This is a genomic window from Bacillus cereus group sp. N14, assembly GCF_016483555.1.
GTDB lineage: Bacteria > Bacillota > Bacilli > Bacillales > Bacillaceae_G > Bacillus_A > Bacillus_A wiedmannii.
The window spans coordinates 196,074-212,336 of sequence record NZ_JAEHBQ010000007.1; the positions used below are offsets into that span (position 1 = coordinate 196,074).

Sequence of the window (16,263 nt, forward strand, 5' to 3'; positions counted from 1 at the left end):
AGTTTTATTTTTTCTGACAAAAAAATATAGGGAGAAAATTTTTCCTCCCTATAACTGATTTATTAAAATGTCTAATTCCTCAGATGTAACGCTCCGCCATTTTCCCACTTCAAGATCGTCTAGCTCTATATTCAGAATACGAACCCGCTTTAGCTTTGTTACAGTAAACCCGAAAGCACGGCTCATTCTACGAATTTGTCTGTTCATTCCTTGCGTTAAAACGATGCGAAATGTAGATTGATCCATTCTTGTCACTTTACAAGGCTTCGTCATTCCATCTTTAATCTTTACACCGCTGGACATCTCATCAATAAACCAATCTGTAAACGGCTTATCAACCGTAACGATGTATTCTTTCTCGTGCTCATGATCACCGTGTAAAATTTGATTTGCAATCCCACCGTCATTCGTTAATAAGATTAGTCCTTCCGACGCTTTATCTAATCGCCCAACAGGAAAGATACGCTCTGGGTAATTGATATAATCGATAATATTATCTTCAATATGCTCGGCTGCTGTACAAGTAATACCAACTGGTTTATGAAAGGCAATATACACCTTTTCCTTCTCTTCTTTTGCAATAACCTGTCCATCAATCGTTACCACATCACCATCGCTCACGAGTGCACCGTGCGTACATATTTCGCCGTTAATAGCCACGCGTCCTGCTTTAATGAGACGGTCTGTTTCGCGTCTTGAGCAAGATTTTGCTTCGCTTATATATTGGTTGATTTTCATAGCTTATTCCTTTTCCTATATATTAAAAGCGTCAATCTATGGCAATATCACTCTGCCACGATTGACGCTCGTTTACTTCGCAAAAACAACTAAATAAATAACCCCAATCACCAAAAATATTCCGCAACAAGCTAACAATACTTTTGCAAGTTTGTCCATAAACATATAATGGTTCCCCTTTGTTTCGTTGTTTGCTATTTTAATTCGACAACTGTTACGCCTAGGCCTCCCTCGCCCATGTCACCGTAGCGGTAGTTTTTCACACCGCGATGCTTCTTCAAGTAATCTTGTACACCTTGTCGAAGCGCTCCTGTTCCTTTACCGTGAATAATTGATACGCGCGGATAGCTTGCAAGCTGTGCATCATCTAAATATTTTTCAACGCGCATCATTGCATCTTCATAACGTTCACCGCGAAGATCAAGCTCTAACGAAACGTGATAATCTCTCCCCTTCACACTTGCGACCGCTTTTTTCTCAGTTTGCTTCGGTGTATTAATGTATTCCATATTGGATTCTTTCACTTTCATCTTCAGAATACCAATTTGTACGCTCCACTCTGTATCACTTACCTTTTCAAGTAATTGACCTTTTTGACCAAACGTTAACACTTTTACTTCATCACCTGCACGTAATTGTTGTTTTGGCGCTGTGTTTTTCACGTTTACTTTTTGTTTCTTCACAAGCTCTGGCGCCGTACCTTCTAGACGGCTCTTCGCTTCAATAAGCTCATGGTCTTTCACGTTTATAAGCTGTGCTTTACGCAATTGACGAAGTTCTCGAATAATGCCTTCTGCTTCTTTCTTTGCAGCTTCGACTTTTTCTTCCCCTTCTTTTTGCGCTTTAAATAATTTTTCATCGCGCTCATCATTAAATTCAATAATTTGACGCTGTAATTCGCGATGCAGTTTTTCAGATTGCTTGCGAAGTGCTTCTGCTTCGTTCCAGTCACGCTCTGCATTCTTTTGACTTTCTTCTAACTTCGCAATCATATTTTCAATTTTGTTTGTATCTGTACTAATGTGGTTACGAGCTTGATCAATCACGCGATCAGATAATCCAAGGCGCTTCGAAATTTCAAAGGCATTACTACGTCCTGGTACACCGATTAATAATTTATACGTTGGGCTTAATGTATTCACGTCGAACTCAACGCTCGCATTAATAACTTTCTCACGGTTATATCCGTATGCTTTTAATTCTGGGTAATGCGTCGTAGCAACAACGCGAGCACCACGATTACATACTTCATCTAAAATTGAAATTGCTAATGCAGCCCCTTCTTGCGGGTCTGTTCCAGCACCTAATTCATCGAATAGAACTAAGCTTTCAAAATCAGCTTTTTCTAAAATATCAACAATGTTCACCATATGTGAGGAGAACGTACTTAAACTTTGTTCAATCGATTGCTCATCACCGATATCGGCAAAGATATTTTTAAATACACAAATCTCTGACTCATCCATTACTGGAATGTGAAGGCCAGATTGCGCCATTAATACACAAATACCAACTGTTTTCAGCGTAACTGTTTTACCACCTGTATTCGGTCCTGTAATAACAATTGTCGTGAAATCTTTACCTAACATAATGTTATTTGGCACGATAATTTCTGGATCAATAAGCGGATGACGTGCTTGTCTTAAATCCATATAGCGCTCGTTATTTACAATTGGCTTCGTTGCTTTAATTCGCTTCGCATAAAAAGCTTTCGCAAAGATGAAGTCAAGATTCGCAACTATTTCTACGTTAGATAAAACGATATCCGCTTCTACTGCCACTTCTTCTGTTAACATCAATAAGATGCGTTCGATTTCTTGTTTTTCTTTCACTCGTGCTTCTTGAAGCGCGTTATTTAACTCTACAATGACTTGTGGTTCAATAAATAACGTTTGCCCAGAAGCTGATTGATCGTGGACAATACCGCCATATACACCGCGGTATTCTTGTTTTACTGGGATTACGTAACGTTCGTTACGAATCGTTACAATCGCGTCAGACAACATCTTTTGCGCGTTGGAAGAACGCGTCATGTTTTCTAACTTTTCACGAATACGACTTTCCGCAGTACGAATTTGAGTACGAATACCACGCAGTTTATCACTTGCGCTATCGACTACTTCACCGCCATCACCGATACAATTTGTAATTTTCTTTTCTAAATCATATAAAGATACAATTTGAGCGACATGAGTTTCTAAAATTGGAAGCTCCACACCATTATCAACCATATCTTCGATGAAACGTTTCATATTACGACTACCGTACATTGTATTTGCAATATCAAGTAGTTCATTTGGACTTAACATACTCCCAATCTTTGCACGCTTCACATTTGAGCGAATATCCGTAATACCACCTAATGGTGCACTACCTTTTAAACGAATGACTTTCGCTGCTTCATCCGTTGTATCTTGCATTTCTACAATTTCTTCAAAATCAGTGCTTGGCACTAAATGCTTCACTTTGTCACGGCCAAGTGAAGAGGCTGTATGTTCAAGTAATTGTTCTTTTACTTTATTGTATTCTAATACACGCAACGTTCTTTCTAACATGTTGCAGGTCCCCCTTGTGTTACTTATTACGTTTAATATAGTCTAATAAACGTTCGATATCCCACGTGTTAATCACGTTATCTTTTTGAATCCAACCTTTACGTGCTGCCGCTACACCTGTTTCCATATCTTCTAACATTTCAAGCGTATGAGCATCCGTATTAATCGCTACTTTTACACCAGCATCTTGTGCTTGTTTTAATAATTTCGCGCTTAAATCTAGACGATTTGGATTCGCATTTAATTCTAAAACTGTATTTGTCTCTTTTGCGAGTTCAATTAATAAATCTGTATCTACATCGTAACCCTCACGACGCCCAAGAAGGCGTCCTGTCGGATGGGCAATCATTGTGACATGCTTATTCTCCAGCGCAGCACGAAGACGTTTCATAATCGTTTCACGGTCTTGTGAGAAGCTAGAGTGAATCGCTCCAATGACATAATCTAATTCTGCTAATACTTCATCATCAAAATCAAGTGTTGCATCTGGTAAAATGTCCATTTCAATTCCGCGTAAAATTGTAATGTCTGGATACTTTTCGTTCATACGTTCAATTTCTTTCGCTTGTTCACAAAGGCGCTCTTTCGTTAAACCATTCGCTACTTTTAAGTATTGTGAATGGTCGGTAATTGCCATAAATTTATAACCACGAGCACGACATGCCTGTACCATTTCCTCAATCGAAAAGGCACCGTCACTCCACGTTGTATGCATATGTAAATCACCTTGTATATCAGAGAATTGAATTAAGTTCGGATACTCTTTAATTAATTCAATTTCTTTTCCATCTTCACGCACTTCTGGTGGAATGAATGGAAGACCGAAATGAGAGAAGAACTCCTCTTCTGTTTCAAATGTTCTCACTTCACCTGTTTCTAAGTTTTCTACACCGTACTCACTAATTTTCTCGCCTCTATCTTTCGCGATTTGGCGCATTTTTACGTTATGGTCTTTTGATCCTGTGAAATGATGAAGAGTTGTAATAAATTCTTCAGGTTTTACTAAACGGAAATCGATTGAAATATCATATTCATATTGAAGACGAACAGAAACTTTCGTATCTCCACTTGCGATTACTTCAATCATATTATCGAATTGCAGTAAATGCTCACGTACTGTAGCTGGTTCTGACGTTGCAATGATAAAGTCTAAATCTTTCACTGTTTCACGAACTCGGCGCAAACTACCAGCGCGAGAGAAACGAATTACTTCAGCAATATTCGACAATTTCTCCTCTATTTCCCCGGCAATAGGCAATACCATTGCGATTGGTAAACGCTCTGGACGAGATCCTACTTGATCGATTGCTTCTAATATTTTCTCTTCTGTCTTCTTACCGAAACCTGCTAAAGCTTGTACTTTATTTTCCTCACAAACCGCTTTTAGCGATTCCATATCAACAACACCAAGTTCTTTATATAACTTAGCCACCTTTTTACCACCAAGTCCTGGCAATTTTAATAACGGTAATAAGCTACTTGGCACTTCTTTCTCAAGCTCTTGTAATACTTCAGATGTTCCCGATTCTATATATTCTTGAATAACTGCCGCTGTTCCTTTTCCAATGCCCGGAATCTTCGTGAAATCTTCAATTTCAGAAAGACTGCGATCATCACTTTCTAACGCTGCCGCCGCCTTACGAAATGCAGATATTTTAAATGGATTCGCGCCCTTTAGTTCCATAAACAGACCGATTGTCTCTAATAATTTAATAACTTGTTTTTTATTTACCTTCATCATTGCCCCGCCTTTCTTTCATAGAAAAAAACTCCTCTTTCCGAAAAAAGAGAAGTTATACTCTGCTACCTGTCTGCCATAGTTCCTTCACCTTTTCAGAAAGAATCGGTGTATCGTCTACAATTATTTTGCTAATTGATGATTTTTGTAATGGTGTTTGTATTTGTTCAATTGGAAGAATGTTTCCAACGATAATTAAAACAAACAAAATAATATATACTTCTAAAAATCCGAGGATTGCCCCCGCAAACGCATTGACTTGCTTTAAAACCGGTATTTCTGCAAACATATTTAACAAATTACCAAGTAATGAAAGTGCAATTTTTGTAATAATAAACAATATGATAAACGCAAGCGCTTGATAAAATACTGTCTCAATATTATTTGCATCAATCCATTCTGGAACAGATACGTTTTTATCAAATGGATACGGAATAAATTTCGCAAGTGCTGGCGCTAAATCTTTACAGTACCAGTATGCAACAAGGTATGCGATAATAAAGCTTGTTAACTTTACAAGTTGCAGAATAAACCCTCTGCGTAAGCCGAGGAAAAATCCCATAACAAGCAGTAAAATGATAATAATATCAATCATGTTATTCCATTCCTTTTTTTGTCATACTTTCTTTCAATTTCTCATGTTCTTCTTTTAATTTTATGTAATCGTGTATGACGTTTACCGCCGTCAATACCGCTAGTCTACTCGTGTCAAGCGAAGGATTCTTGGCATTGAGTTCGCGCATTTTATCATCCACAATCGCTGCTACCATGCGGATATGACTTGTACTTTCATCGCCAACAACTGAATATTGTTGACCATAGATTTCTACATTAATTCGACTTTTCTTTCCCTTTTGTTGTGACAACTCACCGGCCTCCAATCACGTACAGAATCCTAAAGTTTATCATACCATGAACCATCATATTATGGAAACAGAAAGAACAATCCGATATGATAAAAATAACAATATAAAAAAAGGGGCGACCACTATGTCAAATTCTATCGTAATTCAAACAAATTCTACAGTAATTGAAGACATGAAACAACAATACAAACAGGCACTTAGCCCAAAAACCCCACAAGGCGGAATCTTCATGGCAAAGGTGCCGTCTTGCACGATTACAGCTTATAAATCTGGAAAAGTAATGTTCCAAGGTGGCCGTGCTGAAGCAGAAGCTTCTCGTTGGCAAACTGTCTCTCAAACACCGAAAACAGCTGTAAAAAAATCTGCCGATTCACACCGTTATGCACCCCCTACTTCCATCGGTACAATGTCTATCGTAGGGTCAGATGAAGTTGGTACTGGTGATTTCTTCGGACCGATGACAGTAGTTGCTGTATATGTGGATGCTAAGCAAATCCCACTGTTAAAAGAACTTGGTGTAAAAGACTCTAAAAACTTAAATGACGATCAAATTACTGCCATTGCAAAACAACTTCTACACGTTGTTCCTTACAGCTCTCTTGTCCTTCATAATGAAAAATATAACGAGCTATTTGATAAAGGAAACAACCAAGGTAAGTTAAAAGCTTTACTGCATAATAAAGCTATTACAAACTTATTAGCTAAAATTGCACCTACAAAACCTGAAGGCGTCTTAATCGATCAATTCACACAACCTGATACATACTACAAATATTTAGTAAAGCAAAAGCAGGTACAGCGTGAAAATGTTTACTTCGCGACGAAAGGCGAAAGCGTCCATTTAGCAGTAGCCGCTGCTTCTATTTTAGCTCGTTACTCATTCGTAAAACAGTTTAACGAACTAAGCAAAAAAGCTGGCATGCCACTTCCAAAAGGTGCTGGTAAACAAGTCGATATCGCCGCTGCTAAATTAATTCAAAAGCTTGGTAAAGAACGATTACCTGAGTTTGTAAAAATGCATTTTGCTAATAGGGAGAAGGCGTTTCGCTTATTAAAATAGTATCGACAAAAACAGGAGCTTACAAACTCCTGTTTTTTGTTACAATTAAAATATACAGATTATTCTAACACAGGAGGAGATTCCCATTGCTACTTCTACAAATGATTCTAAATATTTTACTAGGCGATCCACACGAAAGACAGTTTGAAATTAGAGAAAACATTCAGCTACTAAGTGAGCAACGAGAGTTCAACGATTTAATAGAGCGTTACGGCCGTTCTTTCTTATTAAACTTTCGGATTCGAAGATTTATCGGGAAACACGATGCCCGCTTGTTAATACACAATCCAACAAAACTACAACACTTCTGTGAGGAACTTGAATCTATGATTAGAAAAAGGAGGTTTTTCATATGAACGCTGTAAAAGTTAAAAAGTTATTATATGTTTTCGTACACCTCGTAGGCCCGCTTTCTTACTTCATTATTTCTACCATTTGGGGAGTTTTGTTCACTACTAAATCCACATTCGAAAACATATCTGATAACCTTGGCGTTATGGCCATCTATTACGTGTTCATGAGCTTACTGTGGTATTTCTATTTAGATCGATTAGACAAAGATGTAGATAAAATTACAAAAGAAATTAATGATAATAAGGTGTAATGCATATAAAAAAAGGAGAGCCGCCAAGACTCTCCTTTTTTATGTTAGCTTCTTTTCTGCTTCTTATTTGATGAAGATACTTTATGAGAACCTGTTTCATGTGTCGTCGTTCCTTGTCCTTCTACTTCTGGAGAACCTAGGCTTGATCTTGAATGATCTTTTTTTACTTTTTTACTCATTTATATTCACCCCTTCGCGTTACTTTTTGCTACGAGGTAATAAACTATGCAACAATTCATCTCCACCTGAATTGTTGGATTTCACCCGTAACACAAATCAGATGGAGTCTTCTTGCCGAAAAGGAAAAAAGCGAGAGGAAACCCTCTCGCTTTTTCATATCTTAAAACTCAGAAGAACCTGGAGTTCTTGGGAATGGAATTACGTCACGGATGTTAGCCATGCCAGTGATGTACATTAAGAAGCGCTCAAAACCTAGACCGAATCCAGCGTGTTTTGTACCGCCGTATTTTCTAAGTTCTAAGTACCACCAGTAGTCCTCTTCGTTCATACCTAATTCTTTAATTCTGTCTACTAAAACGTCCATTCTTTCTTCACGTTGGCTTCCGCCGATTAATTCGCCGATGCCAGGAACTAGAAGGTCAGTAGCAGCTACTGTTTTTCCATCTTCATTCATACGCATGTAGAACGCTTTAATGTCTTTTGGATAGTCAGTTACGAATACAGGGCGTTTGAAAATTTCTTCTGATAAGTATCTTTCGTGCTCTGTTTGTAAGTCAATACCCCATTCTACTGGATATTTGAAGTCAGCACCTGACTCTTGAAGCACTTTAATTGCTTCTGTATATGTGATACGACCGAAGTCAGAGTTGATTACGTTGTTCATGCGCTCAAGAACTGTTTTATCAACGAAGCTGTTGAAGAATTCCATTTCTTCTGGTGCATGCTCTAGTACGTATTTCATTGCATATTTCAGCATATCTTCTGTAAGATCCATTACGTCGCCTAATTCAGCGAATGCAATCTCCGGCTCAACCATCCAGAACTCAGCTGCGTGGCGAGTTGTGTTTGAGTTTTCTGCACGGAATGTAGGTCCGAATGTGTATACGTCACGGAATGCTAATGCATAAGCTTCAGCGTTCAGCTGTCCACTTACTGTTAAGTTTGTTTCTTTGCCGAAGAAGTCTTTTGATTCATCAACTTGTCCGTCTTCACCTTTTGGTACGTTGTTTAAATCTTGCGTTGTTACGCGGAACATTTCGCCTGCACCTTCTGTATCACTACCAGTGATGATTGGTGTGTGAACATGTACGAATCCACGCTCTTGGAAGAACTGGTGAATCGCAAATGCTGCGACAGAACGTACACGGAACGTTGCAGAGAATGCATTTGTTCTTGGACGTAAGTGAGCAATTGTACGTAAGTATTCAAACGTGTGACGTTTCTTTTGAAGTGGGTAATCAGAATCTGATAAGCCCTCGATATCAATTTTTTCTGCTTTAATTTCAAATGGTTGCTTCGCTCCAGGCGTTGCAATTACTGTACCTTCTACTTTAACTGAAGAGCTAAGTGGAAGTTTTGCAATTTCTTTGAAGTTCTCTAACTCTGTATCGAAAACGATTTGAACGCTTTTGAAAAAGCTACCGTCGTTTAATTCGATGAAACCAAATGCTTTTGAATCACGTAAGTTACGAATCCACCCTGATACTTGTACTGTTTGACCTGCGTATTTATCTGTATCTCTATACAGACTTTTTACTAATGTGTTTTCCATAGTGAAATTCTCCTTTGCACATATATTTAAATACAAAAAAACCTTTCATCCATAAAGGGACGAAAGGTTAAACTTCGCGGTACCACCCAATTTGTCATAAAGACCAACTTTAACTCGTATGTAATACATACTTCCCGGTTTGTAACAGGCCGGATTCCCGTCTAAGTCTACTCTTGAATACAAGATTCAATTTCGGTTAGCAACTCCAAGGTGTTCTTCACATATACCGCCTCATCAGGCTCTCACCGTCCCCGACTCGCTTTGGATTATAGTATATACTACTTTTCCTTATCATCGTCTTTCATTTTGTTAAACTAAAATTAATGTACTACATTCGAGAGAAAGATGCAAGATACCAAAAAATATATCAGCGATTTTCGCAATATATCGATCGTAACTCCAAATATATCAGCGATTTTTGTAATATATCGATTTTCCGACAATCGTGCCATAAAAAAAATTGCCGGACTTAATCCGGCAATCTTTTATTACTTACGTAACTCCGCACCAAATTTCTCTTCTACCGTTGTTAATACACGGTTATGTGCTTCTGTTACTTCTTCGTCTGTTAACGTACGTTCTGCATCGAAGTAGGTCATAGAGAATGCAAGTGACTTCTTGCCTTCTTCCATTTTTTCACCTTCGTATAAGTCGAATAACGTTACGTCTTTCAGAAGTTCTCCGCCAGCTTCAGCAATGACTTGCTTCATTTCGCCAGCTTTTGTTTCTTTTGTTACGACAACAGCCATATCACGTGTCATAGATGGGAAACGTGGAATTGCTGCGTAGTAAGTTTCTTCTGCGTCTGCACCAAATACTTTTACAAGAGATAATTCGAATACGAATGTATTTTTCACATCTAATTGTTTTTCTGCTTCTGGGTGCAATTGACCGATGAAACCAATTACTTCGCCATCTAATACGATGTCAGCTGTACGACCTGGGTGCATACCTTCACGTTTTGCTGGTGCATAAGTGATTTGGTTTGCAACGCCAAGTACGTCGAATAATCCTTCTAGTACACCTTTCACAACGAAGAAGTCTACTACTTTCTTCTCACCTTGCCATGCATGGTGAAGAGCAAGTCCTGTCATAACACCTGCAAGATGTTGTTCTTCTTTCGGAAGTTCTCCTGCTTCTGTTGGTAAGAAGACAGAACCTACTTCGTATAAAGCAACACTATCGTTTTTACGTGCCAAATTATATGAAACAGCTTCTAGTAATTGCGGTACTAAACTTAAACGAAGTTGGCTACGCTCTTCACTCATTGGAAGTGCAAGGTTTACAGGAGCTTTTTCATTTGGCTCAACCATATATTGCTTCGCTTTATCAGCGCTTGTTAATGAATATGTGATAGCTTCATATAAACCAGCACCCTCTAGGAATCGACGTACTTTACGACGTTTCGTTTGTGCTGATGTTAATTTACCACGAGTCATTGTTCCAGAAGGTAATGTAACTGGAATGTGGTCATAACCGTATAGACGACCCACTTCTTCTACTAAGTCTTCTGAAATTGTAATATCAGGACGACGTGCTGGTACATTCACATGGAATGTTCCTTCTACTTCTGTGAATGGGAATTTCAAGTTTGTGAACATTGTACCCATTTCACTTGCAGAAATATTTGTACCTAATACACGGTTTACTTTTTCAGCAGTAACAGATACTGTACGCTCTTGTACTTGTAAGTTGTCAGCTTCTACTACACCTTCAAGTGCTTCTCCGCCAGCGTATTTCGCCATTAAAGCAGCTGCGTGTTGAATTGCTTCAAATGTACGTGTTGGATCGATTCCTTTTTCAAAACGTGCACTTGATTCACTACGAAGACCTAAGTCTTTTGATGTACGGCGTACTGTTTGACCTGCAAAGTATGCAGACTCAATTAAAACGTTTACTGTCTCGTTTGTAACTTCAGAATCCGCTCCGCCCATTACACCAGCAACAGCTAAAGCTTTTGTTCCGTTTGTAATTACAAGATGGTGATCTTGTAACGTACGCTCTTGATCATCTAACGTTTCAATTTTTTCGCCTTCTTTTGCAAGACGAACAACGATTTCTTTTGAACCTAATTTATCGTAATCGAATGCATGTAACGGTTGACCGTATTCCATTAAAATGTAGTTTGTAATATCAACTACGTTGCTAATTGGACGAATGCCAGCTGCCATAAGGCGCGTTTGCATCCACATTGGTGATGGACCAATCTTTACGTTCTTTACCATTTTCGCAATATATAACGGATTTTCTTCTTTCGCTTCTACACTTACAGAAATGTAATCAGCAGTTTTTTCTGCTGTTTCTTGTAAGTTGATAGCTGGAAGTTTTACTTCACGGCCGTAAATAGCAGCGACTTCATATGCAACACCTAACATGTTTAAGCAATCTGCACGGTTTGGTGTTAAACCAAGCTCAAGTACTTCATCATGTAAGTTTAAAATTTCAAGTGCATCTGCACCAACTTCAGCATCACTTGGGAAGATGAAGATACCGTCTGCGTATTCTTTCGCAACTAGTTTCCCATCAATACCAAGCTCTTGAAGAGCACAAACCATACCGTGAGAAGCTTCACCACGTAGTTTTGCTTTTTTAATTTTGAAGTTGCCAGGAAGTACAGCTCCAACTTTTGCAACTGGTACTTTTAAACCTTTTGCAATGTTAGCAGCTCCACAAATAATTTGAACTGGCTCTTCTTCACCGATATCGATTAAGCATTTGCTTAATTTATCAGCTTCTGGGTGTTTTTCACATTCTAATACGTGACCAACTACAACACCTTTTACACCTTTATTTAATACTTCAACACCTTCTACTTCAATACCACTTTTCGTGATTTTGTCTGCTAGTTCTTGTGCTGTTACATCTTTAATATCTACATACTCTTGTAACCAACGATATGATACGAACATACTTATCCTCTCCTTCCCTTACGCTCGTTTGAATTGTTGTAAGAAACGTACATCATTTGTATAGAAATGACGAATGTCATCTACGCCGTATTTCAACATTGCGATACGCTCTGCGCCCATACCGAATGCGAAACCTTGATATTCTTTTGAATCATAACCAGCCATTTCAAGTACGTTCGGGTGAACCATACCTGCGCCTAAAATTTCGATCCAGCCAGTTCCTTTACAAGTGCCGCAACCTTTGCCGTGACACATCATACAAGAAATATCCATCTCTACAGATGGCTCTGTGAATGGGAAGAAACTTGGACGAAGACGGATTTCACGATCTTCACCGAACATCTTTTTCACGAATACTTGCAGTGTACCTTTTAAGTCACTCATGCGAATGTTTTTATCAATTACAAGACCTTCAATTTGCATGAACTGGTGTGAATGCGTCGCATCATCGTCATCACGGCGATATACTTTACCAGGACAAATAATTTTAATTGGGCCTTTTTCTTTATTATTTTCCATCGTACGTGCTTGCACAGAAGATGTATGTGTACGTAGTAACGTTTCTTCTGTAATGTAGAATGTATCTTGCATATCACGCGCTGGGTGATCTTTCGGTAAGTTTAATGCTTCGAAGTTGTAGTAGTCTTTTTCTACTTCTGTTCCTTCAGCTACTTCATAACCCATACCGATGAATACATCTTCAATTTGTTCAACAACAGCTGTTAACGGATGGTGACAACCTGTTTCAACAGGACGACCTGGTAGTGTAACATCAATTGTTTCAGTAGCTAATTTTGCTTCAATTACTGCTTTTTCTAAGTTACCAATTTTGTCGTCTAGACGCGTTTGAATCGCTTCACGTACTTCATTTACTAATGCTCCCATACGTGGACGCTCTTCTGCTGATAATTTTCCCATGCCGCGTAATACTTCTGTAATTGGACCTTTTTTCCCTAAATACGCTACGCGTACGTCGTTTAAGCCCTTTAGCTCTTTCGCTTCTTCAATAAGCTCTAACGCTTTTTGCTTTAGCTCTTTTAAACGTGCTTCCATTTGGAACCCTCCTAATTTTAAAAATAAAAAAACCTCGCTCCCAAAAAGGGACGAGGTAAATTCGCGGTACCACCCTAAATTGACAGACCAGGTCTGCCCACTCATTAGTTATAACGATCAATTCTGACCGGAACGCCTTTACATATATATGGTCCTGGCGTCAACTCCAGAGGTGAATTCACTTCCGTCTACCATAAGAATACTTTCAGTCTAAGGCATTCTCTCCCTTTATGGCGATTTTGTAAGTTACTCTTCTCTATCAACGTTTTTCGTTATTTAACTTTTAATATAATATACTTCAACTTATTATAAGAAGTTTTTTATTTGTTCGCAACTGGGCTTTGCAAATAATACGTTAAAATCCCTGCTGCAACCGCAACATTTAATGATTCTGCCCCGCCGTAAATCGGAATATACAAGTTTTGATCACTTTTTGCAAGAATTTCTTCGCTTACGCCACTTCCTTCATTTCCTACAATTAATGCAAAACTACCAGCTGGTGTTACTTCACCATATGGAACTCCATTTTCAAGAGCGGTTCCATATACAGGAACGTTATTTTCTTTTAACTTGTCTACCCACTCTTCTAAGTTCCCTTTTACAACTGGTAAATGGAAAATAGAACCTTGTGTAGAACGAAGCACTTTACTATTATATGCATCAACGCATCCTTCTCCAAGCACAACAGCATGAATACCAGCTGCATCAGCTGTACGAATAATTGTCCCTAAGTTACCTGGGTCTTGAAGGCCATCTAATAAAAGAAACTTCCCATCAGCAAGAGCTACTTCACTCTCGTGTTTCTCACAAACAGCAAATACGCCTTGCGTCGTTTCTGTTTCACGAAGTACTTTTACGATTGCTTCAGGTACGATATACATTTCCACATCATTAACTGTCCAATCTTTCGGAAGATCTGTCTGATCAGAAACGATAAGTTCTGTTACAACTCCTGCTTTTAAAGCTTCTTCCACTAAGTGGAATCCTTCTACAAAAAATAAACCTTTTTTATCGCGCTCTTTTTTCGTCTGCAGCTTTTTCCACTGCTTCACACGCGGATTTTGCACTGAATCAATGTTTTTCATAATATGTATTTCCCTCTCTTCTTGTCTTATCATTATAGCCTATTTTTCATACATATTTACATAAAAAAGAACAAAAACTAACGTCAGTTTCAATTCTGAAGAAGAGGTGAAAGCAATGAGTTTTAATTTACGCGGTGCTGTACTAGCGAATGTATCTGGAAATTCACAAGATCAATTACAAGAAACGATTGTCGATGCAATTCAAAGCGGTGAAGAAAAAATGCTTCCAGGTCTTGGCGTTTTATTCGAAGTCATTTGGAAAAATGCTGATGAAAATGAAAAACACGAAATGTTAGGAACACTGGAGCAAGGATTAAAAAAATAAACAATAAAAGGTCACCTTAGAAAAAAACTAAGGTGACCTTTTATGTCTATAAAATTTTTCTTCTCCTAAACATTTCTACTTTACTAACGCTACACAGATGGAGTACAATATTCAAAATACATTTAAACCGATCGATTTTCTTTATAGACACCATTAGATAAAAAGGAGTGAATGTTTTATGCACCGTATTACGCTTGAACAAATTTTCAAACACCATATTACACAAAAATACGTAAATCGTTCTGGGATGGTCCACGCGATTGCTGTCGCTTACCATGCGTTTCACTTAGCTAAAAAGCATCACGCCTCAGTCGATGCTGCAACAAAAGCTGGTTTCCTTCATGATATCGGACATCACACATGGTACAGTGAGGGAGAATGGGATTATGACTTGTATAAAAAGAATGATATACATGCAATTAAAGGAGCAGAAAGAGCTCATAAATTACTTATTAGATTAGGAGAACATCCGAAACTAGCAAAAGAAATTTCTATCGCGATTCTTCTTCATACAGATTCTTTCTTAGTACAGCAAGAAATTGAAAGGACATCTCTTCAAAACATTATTAAATGGGCAGATGAAGCAGATGAAGAACCGGGCGGAGCGCACCATTATAGAACGATTTCTTATGAAAAAGCACTTAAAGCTATTCAGCAGTTAGACCGATTGGTAGAACGTGAATTACAAATAGAGCAATCAAAATCGAATAACAAGGCAGAACATAGTTATCAATAAGAAAGAGGCATCACTATAGGGTGATACCTCTTTTATTATTTTATGGAAAATACACCTTTGTATGTAATATTTAAACATTACACCCGAAAACGAAATGTTTTATAATTAAATATACAAATATAAAGAGGTGATTTTATAAATGCAACCCGCTACACAACTTTCTAATGAACAGAAATACTCTATGTCATGGGGACAATTTATTAGCTCCGTTTTATTCGCTTTTTTCGGAACCGGACTTATTACTGTGTTCCTCGCAATGCCCTTAACAATTTATACAGCAGGTCTTACAGATAAAAAACAAATTGCCCTGTATGAATCTATCGTAAATACCGCAAGTACCGTATTACAACTAGCCGTGTTGTTATTCTTCATTTTTAAATTCGAACCCGCAAAAAAATTACTACTAAAATCATTTAACTTTAAAGCACTGAAAGAATGGCGTACATACGTATACTTACTTCTTTTCTTCGCTATAAACATTTTACTCAATTACATCTTATTAAATTATATGTTCCAAGACGCAACAAAGCAGCAATCTTCCGCACTAAACTTAGACGTTTTTAAGCAGTATCAAATATTATTACTTCTCGGTTTCGCTATACTTACACCAATTTTTGAAGAACTTATTTTCCGTGGCTTTATACTTCGCTTCTTCTCAGAGCGCTTTCCATTTTGGATTGCAGCGATCTTAACAAGCTTCTTCTTCGGTATCGCTCATACATACTCACTTGGAGTAATGGTCATTACTTTCTTCATGGGATTATTAATGGCGATTTTATGTAAAAAAACAAAATCCATTATTCCAGCTATGTTATTTCATATTATGAATAATATGTTGGCATTCTTAAGTTAGAAAGAGGTA

16 protein-coding genes and 2 other annotated features are annotated in these 16,263 nt (G+C 38.0%); of the genes, 6 read left to right on the top strand and 10 right to left on the bottom strand.

Annotated elements, in window-relative coordinates:
• Positions 1 to 48: 48 nt before the first annotated feature.
• The 5 genes from JDS82_RS13220 to zapA all read right to left on the bottom strand — a co-directional run bounded on the left by JDS82_RS13220 (position 49) and on the right by zapA (position 5,897).
• Positions 49 to 738 (bottom strand): 23S rRNA pseudouridine(2604) synthase RluF, encoded by a 690-nt coding sequence (locus JDS82_RS13220; RefSeq protein ID WP_000700742.1) that lies wholly within the window; start codon positions 736 to 738, stop codon positions 49 to 51.
• Positions 739 to 932: 194 nt separating this feature from the next.
• A complete protein-coding gene (locus JDS82_RS13225; RefSeq protein ID WP_199713435.1) occupies positions 933 to 3,293 on the bottom strand; it encodes an endonuclease MutS2 in 2,361 nt (786 codons plus the stop codon).
• A 19-nt stretch (positions 3,294 to 3,312) separates the two neighbouring features.
• A complete protein-coding gene (polX, locus tag JDS82_RS13230; protein WP_000867527.1) occupies positions 3,313 to 5,031 on the bottom strand; it encodes a DNA polymerase/3'-5' exonuclease PolX in 1,719 nt (572 codons plus the stop codon).
• Positions 5,032 to 5,086: 55 nt separating this feature from the next.
• A complete protein-coding gene (locus JDS82_RS13235; RefSeq protein WP_000565411.1) occupies positions 5,087 to 5,626 on the bottom strand; it encodes a CvpA family protein in 540 nt (179 codons plus the stop codon).
• Between the two features lies 1 nt (position 5,627).
• Entirely contained in the window at positions 5,628 to 5,897 is a 270-nt protein-coding gene (zapA, locus tag JDS82_RS13240) for a cell division protein ZapA (RefSeq protein ID WP_000082701.1), read from the bottom strand.
• A gap of 124 nt (positions 5,898 to 6,021) precedes the next feature.
• Here zapA and rnhC point away from each other — a divergent pair, with 124 nt between their 5' ends.
• From rnhC to JDS82_RS13255, 3 genes are all read left to right on the top strand, one after another.
• Positions 6,022 to 6,957 carry a ribonuclease HIII gene (gene rnhC, locus JDS82_RS13245; protein ID WP_000071603.1) on the top strand — a complete coding sequence of 312 codons (936 nt, stop codon included), beginning with the start codon at positions 6,022 to 6,024 and terminating at the stop codon, positions 6,955 to 6,957.
• Positions 6,958 to 7,043: 86 nt separating this feature from the next.
• Complete coding sequence (locus JDS82_RS13250) at positions 7,044 to 7,313, top strand: hypothetical protein (RefSeq protein ID WP_000925543.1); 270 nt, start codon at positions 7,044 to 7,046, stop codon at positions 7,311 to 7,313.
• Positions 7,310 to 7,561: a hypothetical protein gene (locus JDS82_RS13255; RefSeq protein WP_000994750.1), complete on the top strand. Its 252-nt coding sequence runs from the start codon at positions 7,310 to 7,312 to the stop codon at positions 7,559 to 7,561. Before JDS82_RS13250 ends, JDS82_RS13255 begins: the two co-directional genes overlap by 4 nt.
• A 44-nt stretch (positions 7,562 to 7,605) precedes the next feature.
• Here JDS82_RS13255 and JDS82_RS13260 read toward each other — a convergent pair whose 3' ends face one another.
• From JDS82_RS13260 to JDS82_RS13280, 5 genes are all read right to left on the bottom strand, one after another.
• A complete protein-coding gene (locus JDS82_RS13260; protein ID WP_000039594.1) occupies positions 7,606 to 7,740 on the bottom strand; it encodes a YuzL family protein in 135 nt (44 codons plus the stop codon).
• 161 nt (positions 7,741 to 7,901) lie between these two features.
• Positions 7,902 to 9,293: an asparagine--tRNA ligase gene (gene asnS / locus JDS82_RS13265; RefSeq protein WP_000432172.1), complete on the bottom strand. Its 1,392-nt coding sequence runs from the start codon at positions 9,291 to 9,293 to the stop codon at positions 7,902 to 7,904.
• A 52-nt stretch (positions 9,294 to 9,345) separates the two neighbouring features.
• Positions 9,346 to 9,597, bottom strand: a binding site (T-box leader).
• Positions 9,598 to 9,781: 184 nt separating this feature from the next.
• The gene (pheT, locus tag JDS82_RS13270) at positions 9,782 to 12,202 is read right to left on the bottom strand and encodes a phenylalanine--tRNA ligase subunit beta (RefSeq protein WP_199713436.1); all 2,421 of its coding nucleotides are present in this window, start codon (positions 12,200 to 12,202) and stop codon (positions 9,782 to 9,784) included.
• Positions 12,203 to 12,220: 18 nt separating this feature from the next.
• Positions 12,221 to 13,255, bottom strand: coding sequence for a phenylalanine--tRNA ligase subunit alpha (gene pheS, locus JDS82_RS13275; RefSeq protein ID WP_000388217.1), 1,035 nt, complete (start codon positions 13,253 to 13,255; stop codon positions 12,221 to 12,223).
• A 43-nt stretch (positions 13,256 to 13,298) separates the two neighbouring features.
• Positions 13,299 to 13,527, bottom strand: a binding site (T-box leader).
• A 48-nt stretch (positions 13,528 to 13,575) separates the two neighbouring features.
• Positions 13,576 to 14,373 (bottom strand): TrmH family RNA methyltransferase, encoded by a 798-nt coding sequence (locus JDS82_RS13280; protein WP_002096285.1) that lies wholly within the window; start codon positions 14,371 to 14,373, stop codon positions 13,576 to 13,578.
• Between the two features lie 82 nt (positions 14,374 to 14,455).
• Between JDS82_RS13280 and sspI the strand changes: the two genes are divergently transcribed.
• The 3 genes from sspI to JDS82_RS13295 all read left to right on the top strand — a co-directional run bounded on the left by sspI (position 14,456) and on the right by JDS82_RS13295 (position 16,254).
• Positions 14,456 to 14,665 (top strand): small acid-soluble spore protein SspI, encoded by a 210-nt coding sequence (gene sspI, locus JDS82_RS13285; protein WP_000009511.1) that lies wholly within the window; start codon positions 14,456 to 14,458, stop codon positions 14,663 to 14,665.
• 178 nt (positions 14,666 to 14,843) lie between these two features.
• The gene (locus JDS82_RS13290) at positions 14,844 to 15,401 is read left to right on the top strand and encodes an HD domain-containing protein (protein WP_000554785.1); all 558 of its coding nucleotides are present in this window, start codon (positions 14,844 to 14,846) and stop codon (positions 15,399 to 15,401) included.
• A 139-nt stretch (positions 15,402 to 15,540) separates the two neighbouring features.
• The gene (locus JDS82_RS13295) at positions 15,541 to 16,254 is read left to right on the top strand and encodes a CPBP family intramembrane glutamic endopeptidase (RefSeq protein WP_061673009.1); all 714 of its coding nucleotides are present in this window, start codon (positions 15,541 to 15,543) and stop codon (positions 16,252 to 16,254) included.
• Positions 16,255 to 16,263: the final 9 nt, after the last annotated feature.

Coding starts and splice junctions, on each gene's coding strand:
- sspI (WP_000009511.1), top strand. CDS start 14,456: ATGAGTTTTAATTTACGCGGTGCTGTACTAGCGAATGTATCTGGAAAT.
- pheT (WP_199713436.1), bottom strand. CDS start 12,202: ATGTTCGTATCATATCGTTGGTTACAAGAGTATGTAGATATTAAAGAT.
- JDS82_RS13280 (WP_002096285.1), bottom strand. CDS start 14,373: ATGATAAGACAAGAAGAGAGGGAAATACATATTATGAAAAACATTGAT.
- JDS82_RS13255 (WP_000994750.1), top strand. CDS start 7,310: ATGAACGCTGTAAAAGTTAAAAAGTTATTATATGTTTTCGTACACCTC.
- JDS82_RS13295 (WP_061673009.1), top strand. CDS start 15,541: ATGCAACCCGCTACACAACTTTCTAATGAACAGAAATACTCTATGTCA.
- JDS82_RS13220 (WP_000700742.1), bottom strand. CDS start 738: ATGAAAATCAACCAATATATAAGCGAAGCAAAATCTTGCTCAAGACGC.
- rnhC (WP_000071603.1), top strand. CDS start 6,022: ATGTCAAATTCTATCGTAATTCAAACAAATTCTACAGTAATTGAAGAC.
- JDS82_RS13260 (WP_000039594.1), bottom strand. CDS start 7,740: ATGAGTAAAAAAGTAAAAAAAGATCATTCAAGATCAAGCCTAGGTTCT.
- polX (WP_000867527.1), bottom strand. CDS start 5,031: ATGAAGGTAAATAAAAAACAAGTTATTAAATTATTAGAGACAATCGGT.
- JDS82_RS13290 (WP_000554785.1), top strand. CDS start 14,844: ATGCACCGTATTACGCTTGAACAAATTTTCAAACACCATATTACACAA.
- pheS (WP_000388217.1), bottom strand. CDS start 13,255: ATGGAAGCACGTTTAAAAGAGCTAAAGCAAAAAGCGTTAGAGCTTATT.
- JDS82_RS13235 (WP_000565411.1), bottom strand. CDS start 5,626: ATGATTGATATTATTATCATTTTACTGCTTGTTATGGGATTTTTCCTC.
- JDS82_RS13225 (WP_199713435.1), bottom strand. CDS start 3,293: ATGTTAGAAAGAACGTTGCGTGTATTAGAATACAATAAAGTAAAAGAA.
- asnS (WP_000432172.1), bottom strand. CDS start 9,293: ATGGAAAACACATTAGTAAAAAGTCTGTATAGAGATACAGATAAATAC.